Source organism: Litoreibacter sp. (genome assembly GCF_058136045.1).
The window spans coordinates 1-18,310 of the sequence record NZ_JBYVDD010000003.1; the positions used below are offsets into that span (position 1 = coordinate 1).

Sequence of the window (18,310 nt, forward strand, 5' to 3'; positions counted from 1 at the left end):
TGTCTTCAACGATGCTCTCGACTTCGACCTCGGTGTCATCCACCTCTGGTGCGTTGTCTTCAACGATGGTTTCGTGGTCGTCAGACAGGCCTGCTAGGACCGCACCTAAAGTCTCACTATCGTCTTCCGCCTCGAAATTGGTTTCAATAGGGGCATCAAACAACGCGGTTGCTTCGCCTTCATCTTCGAAGTCGGTAGAGCCTAAATCGTAGGCATGCTGATCTTCTAGATAGGGATCTGAGCTGGAGCCGGATTCGCGTGCCACGACCGCGCGGATGCGCTGCAATTTCTCGGCAACTGTGTCGCCTCCAACGCGTTGTTCAGGCGCAGCAGTGCTAACGGCTGCTGCGGGTGCAACGGCACGTACCGGAGTTTTTTGCGGTGCCACGGGAACATCTGCGACAGATGACATGACTTCAGCTTCGGGTGCCGGGCTCTGCTGTTCCCGGACGTCGGCTTTAGGCATCTCGACTGCAAGTGCAGGTGCTTCAACGGCGGCTTTCTCAGACGCTTCCGTTTGACGCAAGATCACGCCATTGTCCGCAATGTCTGCGGAAACGCGGCGCTGAATTGTGCGCTCTGCAATCTTGTGTAGCATTTCAGTATCCGGCGTCGGAGGTTCCGCGCCGAAGTAGCGGTCATCTGCCGCCAGATCGCGGAAATATTCCGCAATCGCTTTCATCGTCGAGAACGGCTCGTCAAAGCCCTCCAACGTACATGAAAAAGTCCCGTAAGAGACCGTTAAAATTTTACTTTCACCAACCACGGCATACTCGCTTTCTCCCCAACCCACATATGGAAACTACCACTCAGTATTTCCAAATCCCAAACAAAAACCTGCGATTCAGGGTGATTTACACGCAGAAAACTTGCTGTTGGTTTCCAGTGTGGTCAATAATACACGCACTATGGCACAAATTGTTCACACCCCCTTATTTCTGACACTTTTGGGTGGGGGCCCGACACATTTTTGCCATGTGAAACAATCGCTTAGCGTAGCCCCGATTCTCGTGTGTGCTGATGGCGGCGCGGATTTGGCGGTGGCAAATGATTTGCGCCCTGTGGCGGTGATCGGGGATATGGACAGCCTGAGCGCCGCCGGGTGGGCCGCATTGGACCCGGCTTGTATTCACCCGATCGCCGAGCAAGACAGCACCGACTTCGAGAAATGCCTGCGCTCGGTGACGGCACCGGCTATTTTGGCGCATGGCTTCATGGGGGGGCGGCTGGATCATGAATTGGCGGCTTGCACGGCATTGGTGCGTCACCCTGAACAGCGCTGCATTTTGATCGGCGAGGAAGACCTGTGTTTCCTTGCGCCGGCCCAGTTTGAGATTGATCTGCCGCTTGGCACTCGGTTCTCGCTCTATCCAATGGGCGAGGTGACAGGCCGCAGCCTTGGGCTGAAATACCCTATTGATGGTTTGGTGATGTCGCCAGCAACGCGGGTCGGGACATCGAATGAGGTGACAGGTCCCGTGCGGCTGGATTTTGAGACGCGGGCGATGTTGGTGATTTTGCCCGTGGCGCATGTCGCGGCAGTTTTGAAGCGGCTGAGCACGATAGAGTAGGCCTCGATTGCTCGCCTGATCCAGTTAGTTTGGCAGAAATTTTATACACTTTTTTGTTGTGAAGAGGGTTACTTTAATTTGTTGCCTGCACATTCCACCCGAGGGTTTTTGGGTGTGGTGATGACAAGTTATAGCTTTCATGCGTATGCGACGGATGTGCTGAGTTACGACGCGGCAAGTGGGACGTTCACTTTGTCGTCTAGTTTTGACACTCAGACAGACCGGAACCTTGTCGAATATACCGATGACGACAGTAGTTTTACCGGGGATGTGGATAACAACGCGCTTGGTGACGATGCGACCCAAGTTGGCACCGTTTACGATGACACGGGCGCTGTAATAGGTTCAGGTACTATCTATGCTCCGACTTTTGCCCGGATCATCGCACCGGATGGGACCGAGATTGACCTTGATAGGATTGAGGTGGATGGGGTTCACGTAGGCTATATTTCCAGTGCGCCTTTGGTTCCGGGGACTGTGTACACCTATGCGTGGAGCGACACCGTTGATGGCGAATATATACTGGGGCACGACTATTACGCGACGCATAGTGTGCCCTGTTTCGATGCCAATACGTTGATCAGCACGCCAGATGGGCTGCGGGCCGCGTCTGAGATATTGCCGGGGCAAAAGGTTCTGACCTTGGATCACGGGGCGCAACCCGTGCAATGGCGCTGCGAGCGCCGTGTCGATTTGCGCGATGCGCCTGATAGCGATTTCCCGATTTTGATTGCGCAAGACGCATTGGGCGGTGGCAGGCCCGCGCAAGACTTGATTGTGTCGCCTCAGCATCGCATTTTACTGGGCCATGCTTCGCAGGCTGCCGACTATGCTCCCGCGCAGGTTTTGGTGCCAGCAAAGGCCCTAGTGGGGACTGTGCCGGGTGTCAGGATCATGCGCGGCAGGTTGGTTGCGCGCTGGGTTCATTTTGCCTGCAAGACGCATCAAATCGTATGCGCTAACGGGGCCTATGCGGAGAGTCTGTTATTTGGCTCGGTGTGCTACACTGGCCTTCTTCCCGCTCAAAGGAAATGTTTGGATGTCTTGGCGCAGGTGCGTCTTGTGGATTTAGACACGCCCGCTGCACGCCCCTGTCTGGGTGTGAAGGCGACACAAAAAATGATCTCGCGCCAGAGGCGCCGCCTTAAGGGCTATCAAAGTGGGGCGGTGAAGCGGTATCGAAGTCTACTCCAAGAGCTGCTGGAGAGGTGATTTGGCTGGCATGCATGGGTGTCTTCTCCGCTTCGCCCTTGGTTTTGATGCGAAAATAACGGGTATAGTTGTGGGTGGCTTGGCACTCATGGAGAACAAGGAGGCGCGCGAGTGTCGGGGCATCAGGCGTGCAGGGGCTGAAATTGGAAAGCTGTGCGTGTTTTTGCCCCTTTATGTCTCGCGCGATGCGAATAATGACCGTATAAGCCAGTTGACCCATTTCGCGAGGACACCATGTCAGGCACTCTTTCTCCAATCGACAAAGCCAAGTTTGTCGCCGCTAAACGTGCGGTGGATTATGTAGAGGACGGCATGAAGGTCGGCCTTGGTACTGGTTCTACCGCGGCATGGATGGTCAAGTGCTTGGGCGAGATGGTGCGCCAAGACGGGCTGAAAATCACTGGCGTTGCAACCTCGACGCGCACGGCAAAACTGGCAGAGCAAGTCGGCGTTCCGATCATGACGCTGGACGAGGCCAAGTGGCTGGATCTGACAATTGATGGTGCGGATGAATATGACCACAATCTGAACTTGGTAAAAGGTGGCGGCGGCGCGTTGCTGATGGAAAAGATCGTGGCTACGGCCTCGGACCAGATGATCGTGATTGCTGATCTATCCAAACAGGTCGAGACATTGGGCGCGTTCCCGATGCCCGTCGAGGTGATCCCCTTTGGTTGGCAGACGACCAAGGCCTTGATCGAGGAAACGCTGGTGAACCTCGATGTGTTGGGGCGCACGACCTCTATGCGGATGAATGGCGATACGCCTTTTGTGACCGACGAGGGCAATTTCATCCTTGATTTGCACCTGCGCCGCATCGGCAACCCGCGCCAATTGTCCCTTGTGTTGAACCAAATTCCCGGCGTGGTTGAAAATGGCCTGTTCATCGACATCTGTGATGTGGTGGTGATTGGCAATGGCGACGGCTCTGTGGAGGTCCGCGACATTAATAATGGCACCGTGGAGCATGAGCAGATCGACGTCCTAGAGACCGATAACCTGTTTGTGGATATTGCAGACTAAATAGGACCGCGCAGATGGACTTCGACTTTGATCTTTTCGTTATTGGTGGTGGCTCTGGCGGGGTGCGCGCGGCGCGCGTTGCGGCGGGGGGCGGCGCAACGGTCGGTTTGGCCGAGGAAAGCCGTTTGGGCGGCACCTGTGTGATCCGGGGCTGCGTTCCCAAGAAGCTGATGGTGTTTGCATCCGGCTACCGCGACGCGATGGGCGAGGCTGCTGATTACGGCTGGGAGGTCTCCATGGGGGATTTCGACTGGCCTAAGTTTGCGACCCGCCTGAATGGCGAGCTGGACCGTTTGGAAAATGTCTACCAAGGGTTGCTGAGCAATTCTGGCGTGGAAACCTTCGCCTCGCGCGCCACGATTGTGGATGCACATACAGTCGCGCTGGATGATGGCACGACAAAGACGGCCAAGCATATTTTGATCGCGACAGGCGGGCGTCCCGTGCGCCCAACAGAGAATTTCGACACCAATCTTGCAATGGTCTCGGATGATATTTTCAACATGGAGAAGTTGCCGAAGTCGATCTTGATCGTCGGTGGCGGCTTTATTGCCTGCGAGTTCGCCTGCATCTTGCACGGGTTGGGGGTCGAGGTGACGATGTTTTACCGCGGCGCGCAAATTCTGCGTGGCTTTGATGGCGAGGCGCGCGGGCTGATTGCCGATATGATGGAGGCGCGCGGTATCGCGATCCACACCGGCACCAATATCCTACATATGCAAAAGCATGATGACGACACGCTCTTGGTGAAGGGTACTAATGGCACCGAAGCCGAATTTGACCGGGTGCTTTATGCCACGGGTCGCGCGCCGAATACGGATGGCTTGGGGCTAGAGAATGTCGACGTCGAAGTCGGGCGTCGCGGCGAAATTGTCGTGGATAAGTATAGTCAGACCGGCCAGCCCTCGATTTATGCGATTGGCGATGTGACCAATCGGGTGAACCTGACGCCGGTGGCAATCCGCGAAGGTATGGCCTTTGTCGAGACCGTATTTAATGGCAACCCGACGCCTGTGGATCACGAATTGATCCCGTCGGCGGTGTTCACTCAGCCAGAGTTGGGCACTGTGGGCCTGTCCGAGGAAGACGCGCGCGAAGCGGGTCCGGTTGATATCTATGCGACCTCGTTCAAACCCATGCAGCAAAGCTTTATCGGGCGCGAGGACCGCGTGTTGATGAAACTGGTCGTGTGCAAGAACACCGATAAGGTGCTGGGCTGTCATATCGTGGCCCCTGCGGCGGGCGAGATGATCCAACTGGCAGGCATCGCGGTGAAGATGGGCGCGACGAAGGCGCAGTTCGATCAGGTTTGCGCGGTGCATCCAACAATGTCGGAAGAGTTGGTAACCATGAAAACACCTGTTAGAAGTGCTTGATTTTTAGGGCTGGATGCCCACCTAGAACACAACAATACTACGTAAGAAATAGTCATAAGAGGAAGATGCTGCATGGCCGGTAACAATGGCGGACCTTGGGGCGGCGGTGGAAACCGCGGCGGAGGAGACGATCAAGGCGGATCTAACGGTTCGAATAATGGCGGCGGCGGAGGCCGCAGGCCCGGTGGGGATATCCCCGAGATTGACGAGCTGATGAAGAAGGGCCAAGAGCAGCTTCGCGTGCTGATGGGCGGTCGCGGTGGCGGCTCCAACAATGGCGGTGGCGGCAATGGTCCCAGCTTTGGTGGCGGTTTCTCCAAGGGGACGTTTGTCCTTGCCGCGCTGGGTGCTGTGGCACTTTGGGCGTTCACATCGTTCTATACGGTGAAGCCGGAGGAGCAATCTGTTGAGCTGTTCCTGGGCAAATACTATGCCACTGGCGAATCTGGTTTGAACTTCGCGCCTTGGCCCGTTGTGAAGGCTGAGGTATTTGCTGTGACACGCGAGCAAACCGAGGATATCGGTGTTGGCGGTCGGGGCGAAAGCGGCTTGATGCTGACCACGGATGAAAACATCGTGGATGTGGACTTCCAAGTTGTTTGGAACATCAACGACCCGGCTAAGTTCCTGTTCAACTTGGCTAAACCGCGCGAAACGATCCGTGCTGTGGCCGAGTCTGCGATGCGTGAAGTTATTGCGCGCTCCGAGTTGGCGCCAATCTTGAACCGCGATCGCCAAGCCATTGCCGATACCACGCTTGAGTTGATCCAAACGACGATGGACCAATACGATTCCGGTGTGAACATCGTGCGTCTCAACCTCGATAAGGCTGACCCGCCGCGTGAAGTGATCGACAGCTTCCGCGAAGTGCAAGCCGCCGAGCAGAAACGTGACACATTGCAACGCCAAGCCGATACCTATGCCAACCGCGTGTTGGCTGGTGCGCGTGGTGAGGCCGCTCAACTTCTAGAGCAGTCCGAGGCCTACCGCGCCCAACAGGTGAACCAAGCCGAGGGTGAGGCCGCGCGCTTTACCGCCGTTTTGGAAGAATACACAAAGGCACCTGAAGTGACGCGTAAACGCTTATGGTTAGAGACGGTCGAGCGCGTGTATGGCGGGGCTGACAAAATCATCCTCGACAGCTCCACCGGGGGCGGGCAGGGCGTTGTTCCCTATCTGCCGCTCAATGAGTTGCGCCGCACTACGACCGGAGGGTCCAACTGATGACCAAAGCAAATCTTATTCTGATCGCCGTCGTGGGCGTGTTGTTCGCGATCATGTCTTCGGTGTTCATCGTGGACGAGCGTCAAAAGGCGTTGGTGCTGCAATTTGGCCAGATCAAATCGGTTAAAGAAGACCCGGGTCTCTACTTTAAAATTCCGGGCCTGCAAGAAGTTGTTTTCTATGATGACCGCATTCTGGCGCTGGACACCCAAGCCATCGAAGTTACGCCATCTGATGATCGTCGCCTCGTGGTGGATGCGTTCGCGCGCTATCGCATCGCGGATGTGGAGCAATTCCGCCAAGCCGTTGGGACAGGGGGCGAGCGTGCCGGTGAGGCGCTTCTCGAGAAAATCCTTAACCCGGTCATTCGGAGCGTTCTTGGCTCTGATGGTGTGACGTCGAATACCATCCTGTCGGCTGATCGTGCATCCTTGATGACACGCATCACTGTGCAAGCCCGTGCCAAGGCACGCTCGCTTGGTCTGGAAGTTGTTGATGTGCGCTTAAAGCAGACCAACCTGCCAGAGCAAAACTTGGACGCGACATTCAACCGGATGCGTGCCGAGCGCGAACGTGAAGCCGCCGACGAGATTGCGCGCGGTGAAGAGGCCGCGTTGCGGGTTCGTGCGCAAGCAGATCGTACTGTGGTGGAGCTGGTCTCTGAGGCGCAGAAAACCGCGGATATTGTGCGTGGTGAAGCTGATGCCCGTCGGAACGCGATCTTTGCGCAAGCTTACGGTGCGGATCCGGAGTTCTTTGAGTTCCGCCGCTCGCTGGATGCCTATGAGAGCTCGATCAAAGGCAGCAACTCGACACTGGTGATCAACCCCGACAACGAGTTCTTTGACTACCTGAAATCGGCAAACGGTCCGGCTGCAAAGTGATAAGCCATATCGCACTGGCCATTGGTCTGGTGTTGGTTGTTGAGGGGCTGGTGCTTGCACTGGCCCCTTCGCGCATGGAGGATATCGTCAAGGCCCTGGCCGACATTCCGCCCGAAACACGGCGTATGCTGGGCTTAGTGGCGCTTGGCTTAGGTGTGTTTTGCGTGTGGTTGGCCAAAGGGGCTTTTGGGGCGTGAATATTACAGCCTTGGCGTGAAACCGCCCATCAGAACGGTGCAAATGTGTTATGGTGCCTTGTGCAAGACTGACACAACTCTCACAGTGAGTTGAATAAATGCGACAGAGGCAGTGCTTGATTACCTCTGTATGTGTGCACAGATTATGTGCATGGGCGCCAGTTTTGGCGCGACACCGGAAGAATTCGCAAAGGAGCGGAGACGTGAAAGCAGATACCCTTACACAAACATATAGCCAATCAGACAGGCAGGCAGGCCCCGTTCGGGCGTTTGCCGCATTGGTCTTTGGGCTGGCTTTGGTGCTGGCGCAAACTATGACTGCCAATGCACAAATGCCCGCAAGTTTCGCGGATTTGGCCGAAAAAGTCAGCCCCGCCGTGGTGAATATCACCACCTCTACAACTGTGGCTGGCGTGGACCAAGGCCCGCGCCCGATTGTGCCGGAAGGCTCGCCGCTGGAAGATTTTTTCAAGGATTTCCTTGATCGCCAACAAGATGGGAAAAAGCCGCGTCGCTCCTCCGCGCTTGGGTCGGGGTTTGTGATTTCCGAGGATGGCTACATCGTCACCAACAACCACGTGATCGACAAGGCTGACGAGATTGAGATCGAATTTTTCTCTGGTGAAAAGTTGGACGCCACGCTGATTGGCACAGACCCAAAAACCGACATTGCCTTACTGAAAGTCGAGAGCGACAAGCCATTGCCGTTTGTTACATTCGGGGACAGCGATGCGTCGCGTGTGGGCGATTGGGTCGTGGCCGTGGGCAATCCGTTGGGGCAGGGGTTCTCGGTGTCTGCCGGCATCGTGTCGCAGCGTGGCCGGGCGTTGTCCGGCACCTATGACGATTTCATCCAAACCGACGCCGCGATCAACAAGGGCAACTCTGGTGGTCCGCTGTTTAATGTTGAGGGTGATGTGATCGGGGTAAATACCGCGATCTTGTCGCCGTCAGGTGGCTCTATCGGCATCGGGTTCTCGATGGCGTCTAATGTGGTTTCAAAAGTGGTCGATCAGCTCAAAGAGTTCGGCGAGACCCGCCGTGGCTGGTTGGGCGTGCGCATTCAAGATGTGACCAAAGATGTGGCCGAAGCGCTGGAACTGGCCGACGCCAAGGGCGCGTTGGTCACGGATGTGCCTGATGGCCCCGGCAAGGACTCGGGTATCAAAGCTGGCGATGTGATTACGATGTTTGATGGCCATGAGGTGAAAGATACCCGTGAATTGGTGCGCCTTGTGGGGAATGCCGCCGTGGGCAAAGCGGTGCGCGTTCTGGTGATCCGAGATGGTAAATCCGAGACGCTGAAAGTCACCCTTGGCCGCCGCGAAGATGCTGAAGCCAAGACCGTGCCTGTTGCGTTGGACAAGCCCGAAGCTGAGGATAAAACCTTGCTTGGCATGACCGTGGCCGTGTTGGACGCTGACCTGCGCACGCAGCTTGGGCTGGACGATGGCATTGAGGGGCTGGTGGTCAAAGATGTGGCTGATGCCAGCGACGCCTTTGAGAAGGGCCTGCGTGCGGGCGACCTGATCGTGGAAGCTGGCCAACAGAAAATCGCAACGATTAAGGACCTCGAAGACCGTATCGAGGAAGCTAAGGACGCAGGGCGTAAGTCCTTCTTGATGCTGATCCGCCGCGAAGGCGACCCGCGGTTCGTGGCCCTAAGCCTCGACGAGTAAGCTTTATGTTGCAGAATTAGAGAAGGGCGCTCCTAGTCGGGGCGCCCTTTTTGTTTGGCGGTGGAGAATGTCTGCTTGGAGCCCAGAATGACCAATGCTGCAAAATGAACTAAGGCCTGCTTTCTTCAAACGTTGGGTGATTTCGATGCGCGACTTGCTGTGGGCACATCACCGGCGAGCGCGGTGCCGCATTCGGCTTTCTAAGAGGCCACCCGATCTCTTGTTTATTCGATACCGGCCCCGTGAGGGCAAACAACAGGCTGACCATTGCCAGCAGCATCTTTGAGATCAGCACGCCGAACGTGACAACTGCAAAGCCAAAATAGGGCAGCGCAGGCCGGTTTGTAAAATATAACTGATTGGCAAGCACGATGAACGACTAGCCGTTTTCAATTACAACTGATGTCACTCCCAAAACAAATGACAGCCCCACAATTAGGTCACTGCTGCGCCCATAGCTATCTGCCCGTGCCAGTCGAGCAATAGTCATTCATATGTCAAAGTTGTATTTTTTATTCTTTCGTGCAGACTAAAACTCAAAATAAATCCTAATAGGAAGAACTCATGGGCAATATTGAACAAGATTTTGAATCAGAAATTACAGGTGAAGTAGCTTTGACTGAAGAGGAATTGGCTGAAAACAAAAAAGAATCGAGTTTATACCCCAGCGCATCGTGCGCGTACTTTGGAACGAGTCCGCTACAGAGCTGTGGATTGAAAGGTTTTGTTATTTGGGTGAAAAATCGGTCAAGCTCTCGGTCTGTGGAGGTGGTAATCAGCCACAGGGCTAAAAACCAGCATGGCACGCCGATATGGTACAAAACACTAACACTGAGTCCTGCTTATAAGCGTGGATACGGCTGTACAGGTGGTAACGTTGAAACTAGATTAGTAAGCTGCAAATATGTTAGCTAAGGCTGATCGAACTAAGCTGTGGCTTTAGCTGATCAGTTTGTGGCTTTTTATTGTGTATGGGCCGACTGCCCATACACTTCAGCTACCATATATTGGTTTATGATATGAATACCCTAAGCCAATATATGCAACAAAATATGGGTTTTCCACAGAATAAAGAATGGTGAAGTTTGTCTCAACAACCTATCGAACGCAAATTTTTGTTTCGATAAAACCTTCAAAGCTGAGGGTTCCATTTTTTATTTGAGAGAGCGGAGCAAAAGCCTCGCGTCGGCCAGGCAGTACAAAAAGATCACTGAACCAAGGATGCCCCTGTTCTTGCCTATCATCGTAGCTAACCCGCACGACAATAGGCCAAGATTGCTTGTTTGCGACACCAGCAACCCTCCGATCCCCCTTTCCCCATTCGTAAATGGGGTGTTTTAGGTTAGGGCTGTCAGTGTTCTTTCGAACCCAACGGTCCTCAACTATATCAACACGGATTGTTTTAAGATAAGTCGCATCAATTGTTCTTTCCATGCCTCTACCGACATGAAAAACATGGTAACCCCAGCCAAAATCAGTTTCTATAGAAGTTACTAGCTCAGTTCTTCGTTTTGGCCCAAGAACGGTCAGTGTTCGTTCCCATCTCTGATGGTGATTATTGTATGTCTTGTTGCCAATATTTACTCCTGCGGAAGCAATCTTAAATTTAGGAGTGTTTTCTACAGCATCAAGACGAGTAACTTTACTAGTTTCGACATCTTCATCGTCGTATTTAAAGTCAGCTTCCACTCTGTTTACCTTTCAAAATTGATTTCCAAATTTTGTAATCTTGCAAGTAAAAATACCTGTTTCAAAAAATATATCAAAAGCCTCTCCCTTTGAGAAGAGGCGGATAGTTTTGAACGCAAACCGTGTAAGTTGACAGTATCGCCAAAAGCTGCTCGTCTTAGGAAAGCCTTGGGAAATAGCAAAAAAATTGGGAACGACTTACTGCAATTGATGTCTTGGCAGCGGACGCGAAGCGGCTAAAGCTACCGTTGGAGTGACCGCAGCGAAAGCTCACTTTGTCCCCCACAGCGACCACACGAACCCCGCGCCTCACCCCTCAGACGTGGGGTGTTCTACCTCTACCGCGATCAGGCCCAACTGTCGTGCGGCGGATTGGCTGAGGATGGCGCTGTTGAGGCCTTGGGGTTTTTGATAGGCGCGGATGGCGCGTAGGGTTTTGGTATCCATGAGGCCCGTTAGCTCGCCACGATAGATGCCGCGCGCGGTTAGGGCGCGTTGCAATGTCATCACAAACCCCGGGGTTAGGTCGGCATCGCAAGTGCGGGTGAACCAGCGCCCGTTGCCCTCGTTAAAGGTCTGGGGACGGGTAATTTCGCGGTAAATCGCAGGTGAAACGGTCGCGCCATTCGGACCGATTTGGGCGGGGGTGGCAAGGATAATATCAGAGACAATTTCGGTCACTTCCGGTCCCGGCTCATGGCCCCAGCAGACACCGGGGACATTGGTGGGGGGCTTCATATCTGTGGAGGTAATAATCGTCGGGTTGATCAGTTTGGTCACATCAGGGCCGGGCAGGGGGGCGCAACCTGTGAGCAGGGCAAGCGTGGCGGCAGCGCAAAGGCTGCTTGGAGTGATTTTGCGGGGCATAGCTGCTCGGCCCTATATTTGTATGTGCGGTCTGGCGCCGCGTTTGGAGGAGTTTAGCGCATTCATAGGGGGCTGGCCAAGCATGGCGGGCACGGGAGGCTGCGCAGTGCGGCTTTCTGGTCGCAGATTGAAAGGCGGGTCTGGCAAAATCGCGCGCGGTGCACTACATGCGTTTGAGAGCAATCAGCTAAGACAGGGGCGCATCAGATGGCCAAGATTACCTATATCGAGCATAGCGGCAAAGAGCATGTCGTGGACGTTGCCAATGGGCTGACCGTCATGGAAGGCGCACGCGACAACAACATTCCCGGCATCGAGGCCGATTGCGGCGGTGCGTGTGCGTGCTCGACCTGCCATGTTTATGTGGACGAGGCATGGGTGTCCAAAGTGCCTGCCAAAGAGGCGATGGAAGAGGACATGCTGGATTTCGCCTATGAGCCTAACGAGGCCACATCGCGCCTGACGTGCCAGATGAAAGTCACGGATGACATGGACGGGTTGATCGTCAAAATGCCAGAGAAACAGATTTAAACATGGCGCGGCGTCTACTGTCGCGCGTGTTGGACGGCTTCACGCGCCGCGCGGTTCTGGCGTTGAGTTTGATGCTGGGCGGGGCTGCCGCGGCAGATACGATAGTTGAGGCGCGCTATTCGGAGCCGACTGGGCGCTATGATCACGCCATATTAGGTGATGCTATTGAGTGGGGTGCGTTAGAGCTGGTTGTTGAGGACTGGGCGCATAAATCTACTTTACGCTTTAAATTACCACTGGAGCGCGTTTTCGAGGATATCTCACCTCGTTTGGTGGATGTGGATTTGGACGGCAAGCCGGAGGTGGTTGTGGTCGAGACCCATGCGGATTTAGGCGCGCAGCTGGCGGTTTACGATGAGACCGGAAAAATTGCATGGACGCCTTATATTGGGCGTACGCACCGTTGGCTCTCACCCGTTGGGGCTGCGGATTTTGACGGGGACGGCTTTGTGGAACTGGCTTATATTGACCGCCCGCATCTGGCAAAAACGCTGCGCATTTGGCGATTTATGGATGGCAAATTACAGCATGTGGCCGATCAGCCCGGTCTGACCAATCACCGTATTGGGGAGAGCGATATTGGCGGCGGGGTGCGGTCGTGCGATGGGGCTATTGAGATGATCACGGCGTCTGGCGATTGGACGCGGATCATTGCCACGCGGCTTGGGAATGGCGCGGTTTCCATGCGAGATATTGGGCCGCACCGGGGGCGGGCCTCGCTGGATGCGGCGCTTCAGTGCAAGTAATGTAGTCTAGAGCACGATGAAGTAGGCAGGACGTTTTACAGCGCGCGCCAGCCGATATCGGAGCGCGTAAACCCCTCGGGCCAGTCGATTTCATCCACCATTGCATAGGCGCGCTCGCGGGCCTCTGACAGGGACGCGCCACGCGCTGTAACGCCCAGTACGCGCCCGCCGACAGCGGTGATTTCCTCGCCTTGTGCCTTGGTGCCTGCGTGAAACACCATGTTGAAACTGCCCTCGGGCAAAGCGTCCAGCCCGTTGATAATGGAGCCTTTTTCATACGCACCGGGGTAACCTTTTGTGGCCATTACGACGGTGATTGCGTGATCATCGGCCCAGTTGACTTGGACCTCATCCAGCCGCCCTTCAGCGCAGGCGAGCAGCAAATCTAGTGCCTGAGCGCCAAGGCGCATCATCAAGGCTTGGCATTCTGGGTCGCCAAAGCGGCAGTTGTATTCAACCAAGCGAGGTTGCCCGTCCTTGATCATGAAGCCCGCGTAAAGCACGCCTTGGTAGGGTGTGCCGCGCCGTGCCATTTCGTCGATGGTGGGTTGCACGATTTCAGTGATGGCTTTTAGCGCGATCTCGTCTGACAGCACTGGCGCGGGTGAATAGGCTCCCATGCCGCCGGTGTTTGGGCCTTTATCGCCGTCATAGGCGCGTTTGTGGTCTTGCGCGGTGCCGATGGGCAGCACAGTTTTGCCATCTGATAGCACAAAGTAGGAGGCCTCTTCGCCCTCCATGAATTCCTCAATGACCACCTCTGCCCCAGCCGAGCCGAAGGCCCCGCCCAGCATATCGTCCAGCGCAGCCAATGCCGCGTCCAAGTCCATCGCCACGACCACGCCCTTGCCTGCTGCCAAGCCGTCGGCCTTGATCACAATCGGCGCGCCTTGCTGGGTCACATAGGCTTTGGCCGCGCTCAGGTCGGTGAAGTGAGCGTAGTCAGCCGTGGGGGCGCCACAGGCGTCGCAAATCTCTTTGGTGAAGTTTTTAGACGCCTCCAGTTGCGCTGCCGCTGCCGAGGGGCCGAAGCACAAGATCCCCGCGGCGCGCAGGGCATCGGCGACGCCAGCGGCCAGTGGGTCTTCGGGGCCGATGATCACGAAATCAATCGACTGGGCGGTGGCGAAATCCACAACCGCGTCGGGGCTCATGATATCCAGCGCCGCGCATTCCGCGACGCCAGCAATGCCCGCATTTCCCGGGGCCGCGATCAGGCGGTCACATTTGGGGTTTTGCGCGACGGCCCATGCCAAAGCGTGCTCGCGACCACCGCTTCCAAGGATCAATATGTTCATCACGCTTCCCCAGCCAAACCCATGTGTTAGATTGGCCTTCGAATACCCAAATCAGCCGAGGGGAACAAGGGTGAAGGACATGGACCTGTGGCGGCGTATTGCGGCGTTTGAACTGGATGCGCGAACCGGAAGTGCGCCGTTTTCGAAAAAACTGGCCCAATCGCAAAAATGGAGCGCGGCTTATACCGAGCGTGCAATCAAGGAATATCGGCGGTTTGTGTATCTGACGCAGGTTAGCGACATCCCGGTGACGCCTTCGAAAGTCGTGGATCAAGTCTGGCATATGCATCTGACATTCACGCAGAACTATTGGGACGGGCTGTGCGGCGAGATTCTGGGCAAGCCGCTGCACCATAATCCCTGCGAGGGTGAGGAGGACATGCCGCGCTACCGCACTCAATTCGCGCAGACTTTGCGCAGTTACCGGCGTGAATTTGGCGAGGCTGCTCCGGTTGACGTTTGGGGGGACCGACATGCAATGCGCAAATTTATGCTGGGCGTTGGGATTGCGGTCGCTGGTATCGTGTCGCTTGTTGTGGTGTCGCAGGTTCAGGACTGGGCGCGCAATGAGCCCTTGGCTTTATGCTGTTTCGGGCTTGTTGGCGTGGGGATTTCCTATGCGGTGTGGCAGCGCCCCGCAGGCCGTTTCGGCGCGAGAGGCGGTGGCCAAGCTTGCGCTGCGCTTGGTGGGCATGACAATGAGTGTGGCGGATGCGGTGGCGGCGGGTGCGGTGATTAGCGCGGCGCGTTGCATCCTGCCTCCAGAGGTGGGACAAGTTTCCTAACATCTGAAAACGGAGCCGCAGTTGGACCTTCTCGACGACGACCACCCCGAGGCTGAGCGGGGACGCAATGAGCCCGAATACACGGTGTCGGAAATTTCCGGCGCGGTGAAGCGCACGATCGAGGGCGAGTTTGGTCGCGTTCGCATCAAGGGCGAGTGTGGGCGGGTCATGGTTGCGCGTTCTGGGCATGTGTATCTGGACCTCAAGGATGACCGTGCGGTGCTGTCGTCGATCATCTGGAAAGGGCAGGCGGCCAAGCTGGCGGTGCAGCCCGAAGAGGGGATGGAGGTCATTGCCATTGGCAAGCTGACCACCTTCCCGGGGCAATCTCGCTACCAAATGGTGATCGAGGAAATTCGCCCCGCAGGTGTCGGCGCGCTGATGGCAATGCTGGAAAAGCGCAAGAAGATGCTGGAGGGCGAGGGCCTGTTCGCGCCCGCGCGCAAGAAACCCATCCCCTATCTGCCGGATGTTATCGGCGTGGTGACCAGCCTGCAAGGCGCTGTGATCCGTGATATTTTGCACAGGTTGCGGGACCGCTTTCCGCGCAAGGTGCTGATCTGGCCCGTGGTGGTGCAGGGCGAAAAATGTGCGCCGCAAGTGGCGGCGGCCATTGAGGGTTTTAACGCGATGACGCCCGGCGGTGCGCTGCCGCGACCAGATTTGATTATTGTGGCGCGCGGTGGCGGCTCGATCGAGGACCTGTGGGGCTTCAACGAGGAAATCGTGGCGCGCGCGGCGGCAGCCTCGGATATTGCGCTGATCTCGGCGGTGGGGCACGAGACCGACACGACATTGATCGACTACGTGTCCGATATACGCGCGCCCACGCCCACGGCGGCGGCGGAAATCGCGGTGCCAGTGCGCCTTGAATTGCTGGCCAGCGTTGAGGGCTATGGCACCCGCATGGCGCAGGCGATTACTGGCATGGTCGGTGCGCGCAAACAACGCCTCGCGGATATGTCACGCGCCTTGCCGCGTCGTGATGAGCTGACGCAAGTGGCACGGCAACGCTTTGACATCGCAGGCAGTCGGTTGGATGCGTCGCTATCAGCGGGGACGGCGGCCAAGCGGCTGGCTTTTGAGCGGGCTGCCTCGCCCCTACGCCCGTCAATTTTGGCCCGCCAAACCGAGCGGATGCAGGCACGCCTTGCCCAAATATCACAACGGCTCGATACCGCATTGGAGCGCCGCACCGAGCGGTCGCGCGCGCAGTTCGACCGCGTATCAAATCAGCTGACCCCCAAAGGGCTAAGCCGTGATTTGACCCTGCAACGCGAACGCCTGACCCGTGCCAGCCATGCGGTAGGGCAGGCAGGACAAGGACAGGTGCGTAATTGGCGGACAGGTTTGGACAAGCTGGACCGGCTTCTTGAAACCTTGGGCTATCAAGCCACGCTCGACCGCGGCTACGCAGTGGTGTGGGACGGCGACAAAATCGTCACCAACAGCAAACAGGCCAAAAAAGCCGCGTCGCTGGAAGTGCAATTCAAAGACGCGCGCATTCCGGTCGGTGCCACCGCCAAAACTGCCCCTAAACCCAAGCCGCCCAAGCAAAGCCAGCCCGGCCTGTTTGACGACTGACCTCAGGTTTCTTTTTGCCAAAAATACTCAAAACCCTACGGCTTGAAGCTCACACCGACCTCTGGGCCGGGGCACGACAGGGCCTTATGATCCTGCCCTGTTACCGTCAAATCATCCGCAGGGTCATCTCCAATGATACGAGCTGTCCGCCGGCCATTGTTATTCAAAAAATGCCAGCATAGGGCCTCGGATTGATTGTCGTAGATGAAGCAAATTTCGTCTTGCGCACCATACCATGTGCCGCGCTGGCATGTGCCGTCAAAGAAGGTCCAAATCACTCGTTTGTGGCTAAGATATTGCTCGGCCCCGTAGGGTTGACCATGGCGGTTGAAGTAAACGGTGGAGCCCTCGGTGAAGGTGCCAAATTGCTCGGGGGTCATTCTGGTCTCGGCCTGAGCGCAGGTGCCGCAAAACGCGAGCAAAGCATAAATGGAAAAGCATTTCATCACGCTAGGATGAAGCGCCAAGGCAGATAGGTCAAGCCGCGCGCCACGCTTCTGCATGCGGGTTCATTACCTTTTTCCACAGCTTTGGCCAAAGCGCGATACAGGCCATCACCGGCAGGGAATGAGGCAACATCGGCGCGTCGCCGCGCGCGGGAATTTGCAGTGCGGTATAGCGCTTTCCAGGGTGTGCATGGTGGTCGGAATGACGCGGCGCATTCAGCATCCAAAGCGACGACAACCAATGCGGCGCGTTCCATGAATGGCGCGCATCCACTGGCTCATAGGAACCATCCTCGCGTTGCGCGCGCTCCAACCCGTAATGCTGCACATAGTCCGACAACATCAACTGGGTTTGGGCAAACGCGGCCAGCAACAAATGCACAAGAACCCCGCGCCACCCGGCAATCACCAGCGAGACCAGCACTATCAGCACCGCACCACCGATATAGAGCGCATAGGGGTTGCGGTAATCCCAACGGGTCACGCCAATCTGGCTCAGGCGTTTCTCTTCCGCTGCAAGCCCCGCCAGAAAGCTGCCGAGCCACGCGCGGCGTGCAAAGCGGTAAAAAGTCTCGTTCATGCGCGAGGTATTGGGGTCGTTCGGGGTGCCGACATGGGTGTGATGCACTAAAGGGTGCGCCGAGGTATGGTGACCAAACAGCAAGGAAATATACACCCATTTGCCCATGCGCCGCAGCCCCCGCGCGCCGCGGTGGATCAACTCATGGGCATTTGAATTGCTCACTTGCCCCATAAACAAACCCGTAGCGGCGAAAATGGCCAAGCCGTTAAATGACAATAAAGCCGTGCCATTGCCCGACAACGCCCAAACCATGAAGAACAGCAAGCAGAAATGCACACCGACCAGAATGATCGAGAGCAGATCCGCCTCATCGTCATCGGCGGCCTCTCCGTCGCGGGTCAGGGCGGGGATGAATTCGTCAACGCCTGCCACAAATAAGGTGACATAGAGCAGGGCAATCCAGGCGGCCCAGCCGCCAAACAATGCGCCCGCCAGCAAGAACGGCAGCGGGAATAGTGTGGCCATGGTGAAGGCCAGAAGTGAACGTGGCATTGGCGTGAAGCCCCCGAGTAAAATAACTTATCTCCCCTATGATAATACGAATGTGCTCAAATGATGGAAGCATGTTGATGAAACTGCGGTGCCATGTGCGCAGGAAGACGCATAGAGGTCGTT

Annotated in this window: 19 protein-coding genes and 1 pseudogene; 13 read left to right on the forward strand and 7 right to left on the reverse strand. The window is 56.2% G+C overall.

What is annotated here, in order from left to right:
* Positions 1–766 (reverse strand): annotated as a pseudogene (locus AC3Y7R_RS01325) (chemotaxis protein CheA); the annotation flags it as partial.
* 142 nt (positions 767–908) lie between these two features.
* On the opposite strand from AC3Y7R_RS01325, the gene AC3Y7R_RS01330 reads away from it, so the two are divergent.
* From AC3Y7R_RS01330 to AC3Y7R_RS01365, 8 genes are all read left to right on the forward strand, one after another.
* Positions 909–1,571, forward strand: a complete 663-nt coding sequence (locus tag AC3Y7R_RS01330; RefSeq protein ID WP_490040206.1) for a thiamine diphosphokinase — start codon at positions 909–911, stop codon at positions 1,569–1,571.
* A gap of 120 nt (positions 1,572–1,691) precedes the next feature.
* Positions 1,692–2,783, forward strand: coding sequence for a Hint domain-containing protein (locus AC3Y7R_RS01335; protein ID WP_490040207.1), 1,092 nt, complete (start codon positions 1,692–1,694; stop codon positions 2,781–2,783).
* Between the two features lie 234 nt (positions 2,784–3,017).
* Positions 3,018–3,806 carry a ribose-5-phosphate isomerase RpiA gene (gene rpiA, locus AC3Y7R_RS01340; protein ID WP_490040208.1) on the forward strand — a complete coding sequence of 263 codons (789 nt, stop codon included), beginning with the start codon at positions 3,018–3,020 and terminating at the stop codon, positions 3,804–3,806.
* A 14-nt stretch (positions 3,807–3,820) separates the two neighbouring features.
* On the forward strand, positions 3,821–5,182 hold the full coding sequence (gene gorA / locus AC3Y7R_RS01345; RefSeq protein ID WP_490040209.1) for a glutathione-disulfide reductase: 1,362 nt from the start codon (positions 3,821–3,823) through the stop codon (positions 5,180–5,182).
* Positions 5,183–5,254: 72 nt separating this feature from the next.
* Positions 5,255–6,406: an FtsH protease activity modulator HflK gene (gene hflK / locus AC3Y7R_RS01350; RefSeq protein WP_490040210.1), complete on the forward strand. Its 1,152-nt coding sequence runs from the start codon at positions 5,255–5,257 to the stop codon at positions 6,404–6,406.
* Positions 6,406–7,290, forward strand: coding sequence for a protease modulator HflC (gene hflC, locus AC3Y7R_RS01355; RefSeq protein WP_490040211.1), 885 nt, complete (start codon positions 6,406–6,408; stop codon positions 7,288–7,290). Before hflK ends, hflC begins: the two co-directional genes overlap by 1 nt.
* Positions 7,290–7,487: a DUF2065 family protein gene (locus AC3Y7R_RS01360; protein ID WP_490040960.1), complete on the forward strand. Its 198-nt coding sequence runs from the start codon at positions 7,290–7,292 to the stop codon at positions 7,485–7,487. Before hflC ends, AC3Y7R_RS01360 begins: the two co-directional genes overlap by 1 nt.
* A gap of 314 nt (positions 7,488–7,801) precedes the next feature.
* Positions 7,802–9,166 (forward strand): Do family serine endopeptidase, encoded by a 1,365-nt coding sequence (locus AC3Y7R_RS01365; RefSeq protein ID WP_490040961.1) that lies wholly within the window; start codon positions 7,802–7,804, stop codon positions 9,164–9,166.
* A gap of 109 nt (positions 9,167–9,275) precedes the next feature.
* On the opposite strand, the gene AC3Y7R_RS01370 is transcribed toward AC3Y7R_RS01365, so the two are convergent.
* Positions 9,276–9,536: a hypothetical protein gene (locus tag AC3Y7R_RS01370; RefSeq protein ID WP_490040212.1), complete on the reverse strand. Its 261-nt coding sequence runs from the start codon at positions 9,534–9,536 to the stop codon at positions 9,276–9,278.
* A gap of 194 nt (positions 9,537–9,730) precedes the next feature.
* On the opposite strand from AC3Y7R_RS01370, the gene AC3Y7R_RS01375 reads away from it, so the two are divergent.
* Positions 9,731–10,081 (forward strand): hypothetical protein, encoded by a 351-nt coding sequence (locus tag AC3Y7R_RS01375; RefSeq protein WP_490040213.1) that lies wholly within the window; start codon positions 9,731–9,733, stop codon positions 10,079–10,081.
* A gap of 183 nt (positions 10,082–10,264) precedes the next feature.
* On the opposite strand, the gene AC3Y7R_RS01380 is transcribed toward AC3Y7R_RS01375, so the two are convergent.
* Positions 10,265–10,855 (reverse strand): hypothetical protein, encoded by a 591-nt coding sequence (locus AC3Y7R_RS01380; RefSeq protein WP_490040214.1) that lies wholly within the window; start codon positions 10,853–10,855, stop codon positions 10,265–10,267.
* Between the two features lie 309 nt (positions 10,856–11,164).
* The gene (locus tag AC3Y7R_RS01385; protein ID WP_490040215.1) at positions 11,165–11,722 is read right to left on the reverse strand and encodes a peptidoglycan-binding domain-containing protein; all 558 of its coding nucleotides are present in this window, start codon (positions 11,720–11,722) and stop codon (positions 11,165–11,167) included.
* 207 nt (positions 11,723–11,929) lie between these two features.
* Here AC3Y7R_RS01385 and AC3Y7R_RS01390 point away from each other — a divergent pair, with 207 nt between their 5' ends.
* Together AC3Y7R_RS01390 and AC3Y7R_RS01395 are read left to right on the forward strand one after the other, a co-directional pair.
* Positions 11,930–12,253, forward strand: a complete 324-nt coding sequence (locus AC3Y7R_RS01390) for a 2Fe-2S iron-sulfur cluster-binding protein (protein WP_490040216.1) — start codon at positions 11,930–11,932, stop codon at positions 12,251–12,253.
* A 2-nt stretch (positions 12,254–12,255) separates the two neighbouring features.
* Positions 12,256–12,999, forward strand: a complete 744-nt coding sequence (locus tag AC3Y7R_RS01395) for an FG-GAP repeat domain-containing protein (protein WP_490040217.1) — start codon at positions 12,256–12,258, stop codon at positions 12,997–12,999.
* A 35-nt stretch (positions 13,000–13,034) separates the two neighbouring features.
* Here AC3Y7R_RS01395 and purD read toward each other — a convergent pair whose 3' ends face one another.
* Positions 13,035–14,297: a phosphoribosylamine--glycine ligase gene (purD, locus tag AC3Y7R_RS01400; protein WP_490040218.1), complete on the reverse strand. Its 1,263-nt coding sequence runs from the start codon at positions 14,295–14,297 to the stop codon at positions 13,035–13,037.
* Between the two features lie 79 nt (positions 14,298–14,376).
* On the opposite strand from purD, the gene AC3Y7R_RS01405 reads away from it, so the two are divergent.
* Both AC3Y7R_RS01405 and xseA read left to right on the forward strand, forming a co-directional pair.
* A complete protein-coding gene (locus AC3Y7R_RS01405) occupies positions 14,377–15,036 on the forward strand; it encodes a glycine-rich domain-containing protein (protein WP_490040219.1) in 660 nt (219 codons plus the stop codon).
* A gap of 67 nt (positions 15,037–15,103) precedes the next feature.
* On the forward strand, positions 15,104–16,666 hold the full coding sequence (xseA, locus tag AC3Y7R_RS01410) for an exodeoxyribonuclease VII large subunit (RefSeq protein WP_490040220.1): 1,563 nt from the start codon (positions 15,104–15,106) through the stop codon (positions 16,664–16,666).
* 35 nt (positions 16,667–16,701) lie between these two features.
* Here the strand turns inward: xseA and AC3Y7R_RS01415 are convergent, their stop codons facing one another.
* Positions 16,702–17,169: a hypothetical protein gene (locus tag AC3Y7R_RS01415; protein WP_490040988.1), complete on the reverse strand. Its 468-nt coding sequence runs from the start codon at positions 17,167–17,169 to the stop codon at positions 16,702–16,704.
* Positions 17,144–18,187, reverse strand: coding sequence for an alkane 1-monooxygenase (locus tag AC3Y7R_RS01420; RefSeq protein ID WP_490040221.1), 1,044 nt, complete (start codon positions 18,185–18,187; stop codon positions 17,144–17,146). The genes AC3Y7R_RS01415 and AC3Y7R_RS01420 overlap by 26 nt, the downstream gene beginning before the upstream one ends.
* Positions 18,188–18,310: the final 123 nt, after the last annotated feature.

Coding starts and splice junctions, on each gene's coding strand:
- AC3Y7R_RS01330 (WP_490040206.1), top strand. CDS start 909: ATGGCACAAATTGTTCACACCCCCTTATTTCTGACACTTTTGGGTGGG.
- AC3Y7R_RS01335 (WP_490040207.1), top strand. CDS start 1,692: ATGACAAGTTATAGCTTTCATGCGTATGCGACGGATGTGCTGAGTTAC.
- rpiA (WP_490040208.1), top strand. CDS start 3,018: ATGTCAGGCACTCTTTCTCCAATCGACAAAGCCAAGTTTGTCGCCGCT.
- gorA (WP_490040209.1), top strand. CDS start 3,821: ATGGACTTCGACTTTGATCTTTTCGTTATTGGTGGTGGCTCTGGCGGG.
- hflK (WP_490040210.1), top strand. CDS start 5,255: ATGGCCGGTAACAATGGCGGACCTTGGGGCGGCGGTGGAAACCGCGGC.
- hflC (WP_490040211.1), top strand. CDS start 6,406: ATGACCAAAGCAAATCTTATTCTGATCGCCGTCGTGGGCGTGTTGTTC.
- AC3Y7R_RS01365 (WP_490040961.1), top strand. CDS start 7,802: ATGACTGCCAATGCACAAATGCCCGCAAGTTTCGCGGATTTGGCCGAA.
- AC3Y7R_RS01375 (WP_490040213.1), top strand. CDS start 9,731: ATGGGCAATATTGAACAAGATTTTGAATCAGAAATTACAGGTGAAGTA.
- AC3Y7R_RS01385 (WP_490040215.1), bottom strand. CDS start 11,722: ATGCCCCGCAAAATCACTCCAAGCAGCCTTTGCGCTGCCGCCACGCTT.
- AC3Y7R_RS01390 (WP_490040216.1), top strand. CDS start 11,930: ATGGCCAAGATTACCTATATCGAGCATAGCGGCAAAGAGCATGTCGTG.
- AC3Y7R_RS01395 (WP_490040217.1), top strand. CDS start 12,256: ATGGCGCGGCGTCTACTGTCGCGCGTGTTGGACGGCTTCACGCGCCGC.
- purD (WP_490040218.1), bottom strand. CDS start 14,297: ATGAACATATTGATCCTTGGAAGCGGTGGTCGCGAGCACGCTTTGGCA.
- AC3Y7R_RS01405 (WP_490040219.1), top strand. CDS start 14,377: ATGGACCTGTGGCGGCGTATTGCGGCGTTTGAACTGGATGCGCGAACC.
- AC3Y7R_RS01415 (WP_490040988.1), bottom strand. CDS start 17,169: ATGCAGAAGCGTGGCGCGCGGCTTGACCTATCTGCCTTGGCGCTTCAT.
- AC3Y7R_RS01420 (WP_490040221.1), bottom strand. CDS start 18,187: ATGCCACGTTCACTTCTGGCCTTCACCATGGCCACACTATTCCCGCTG.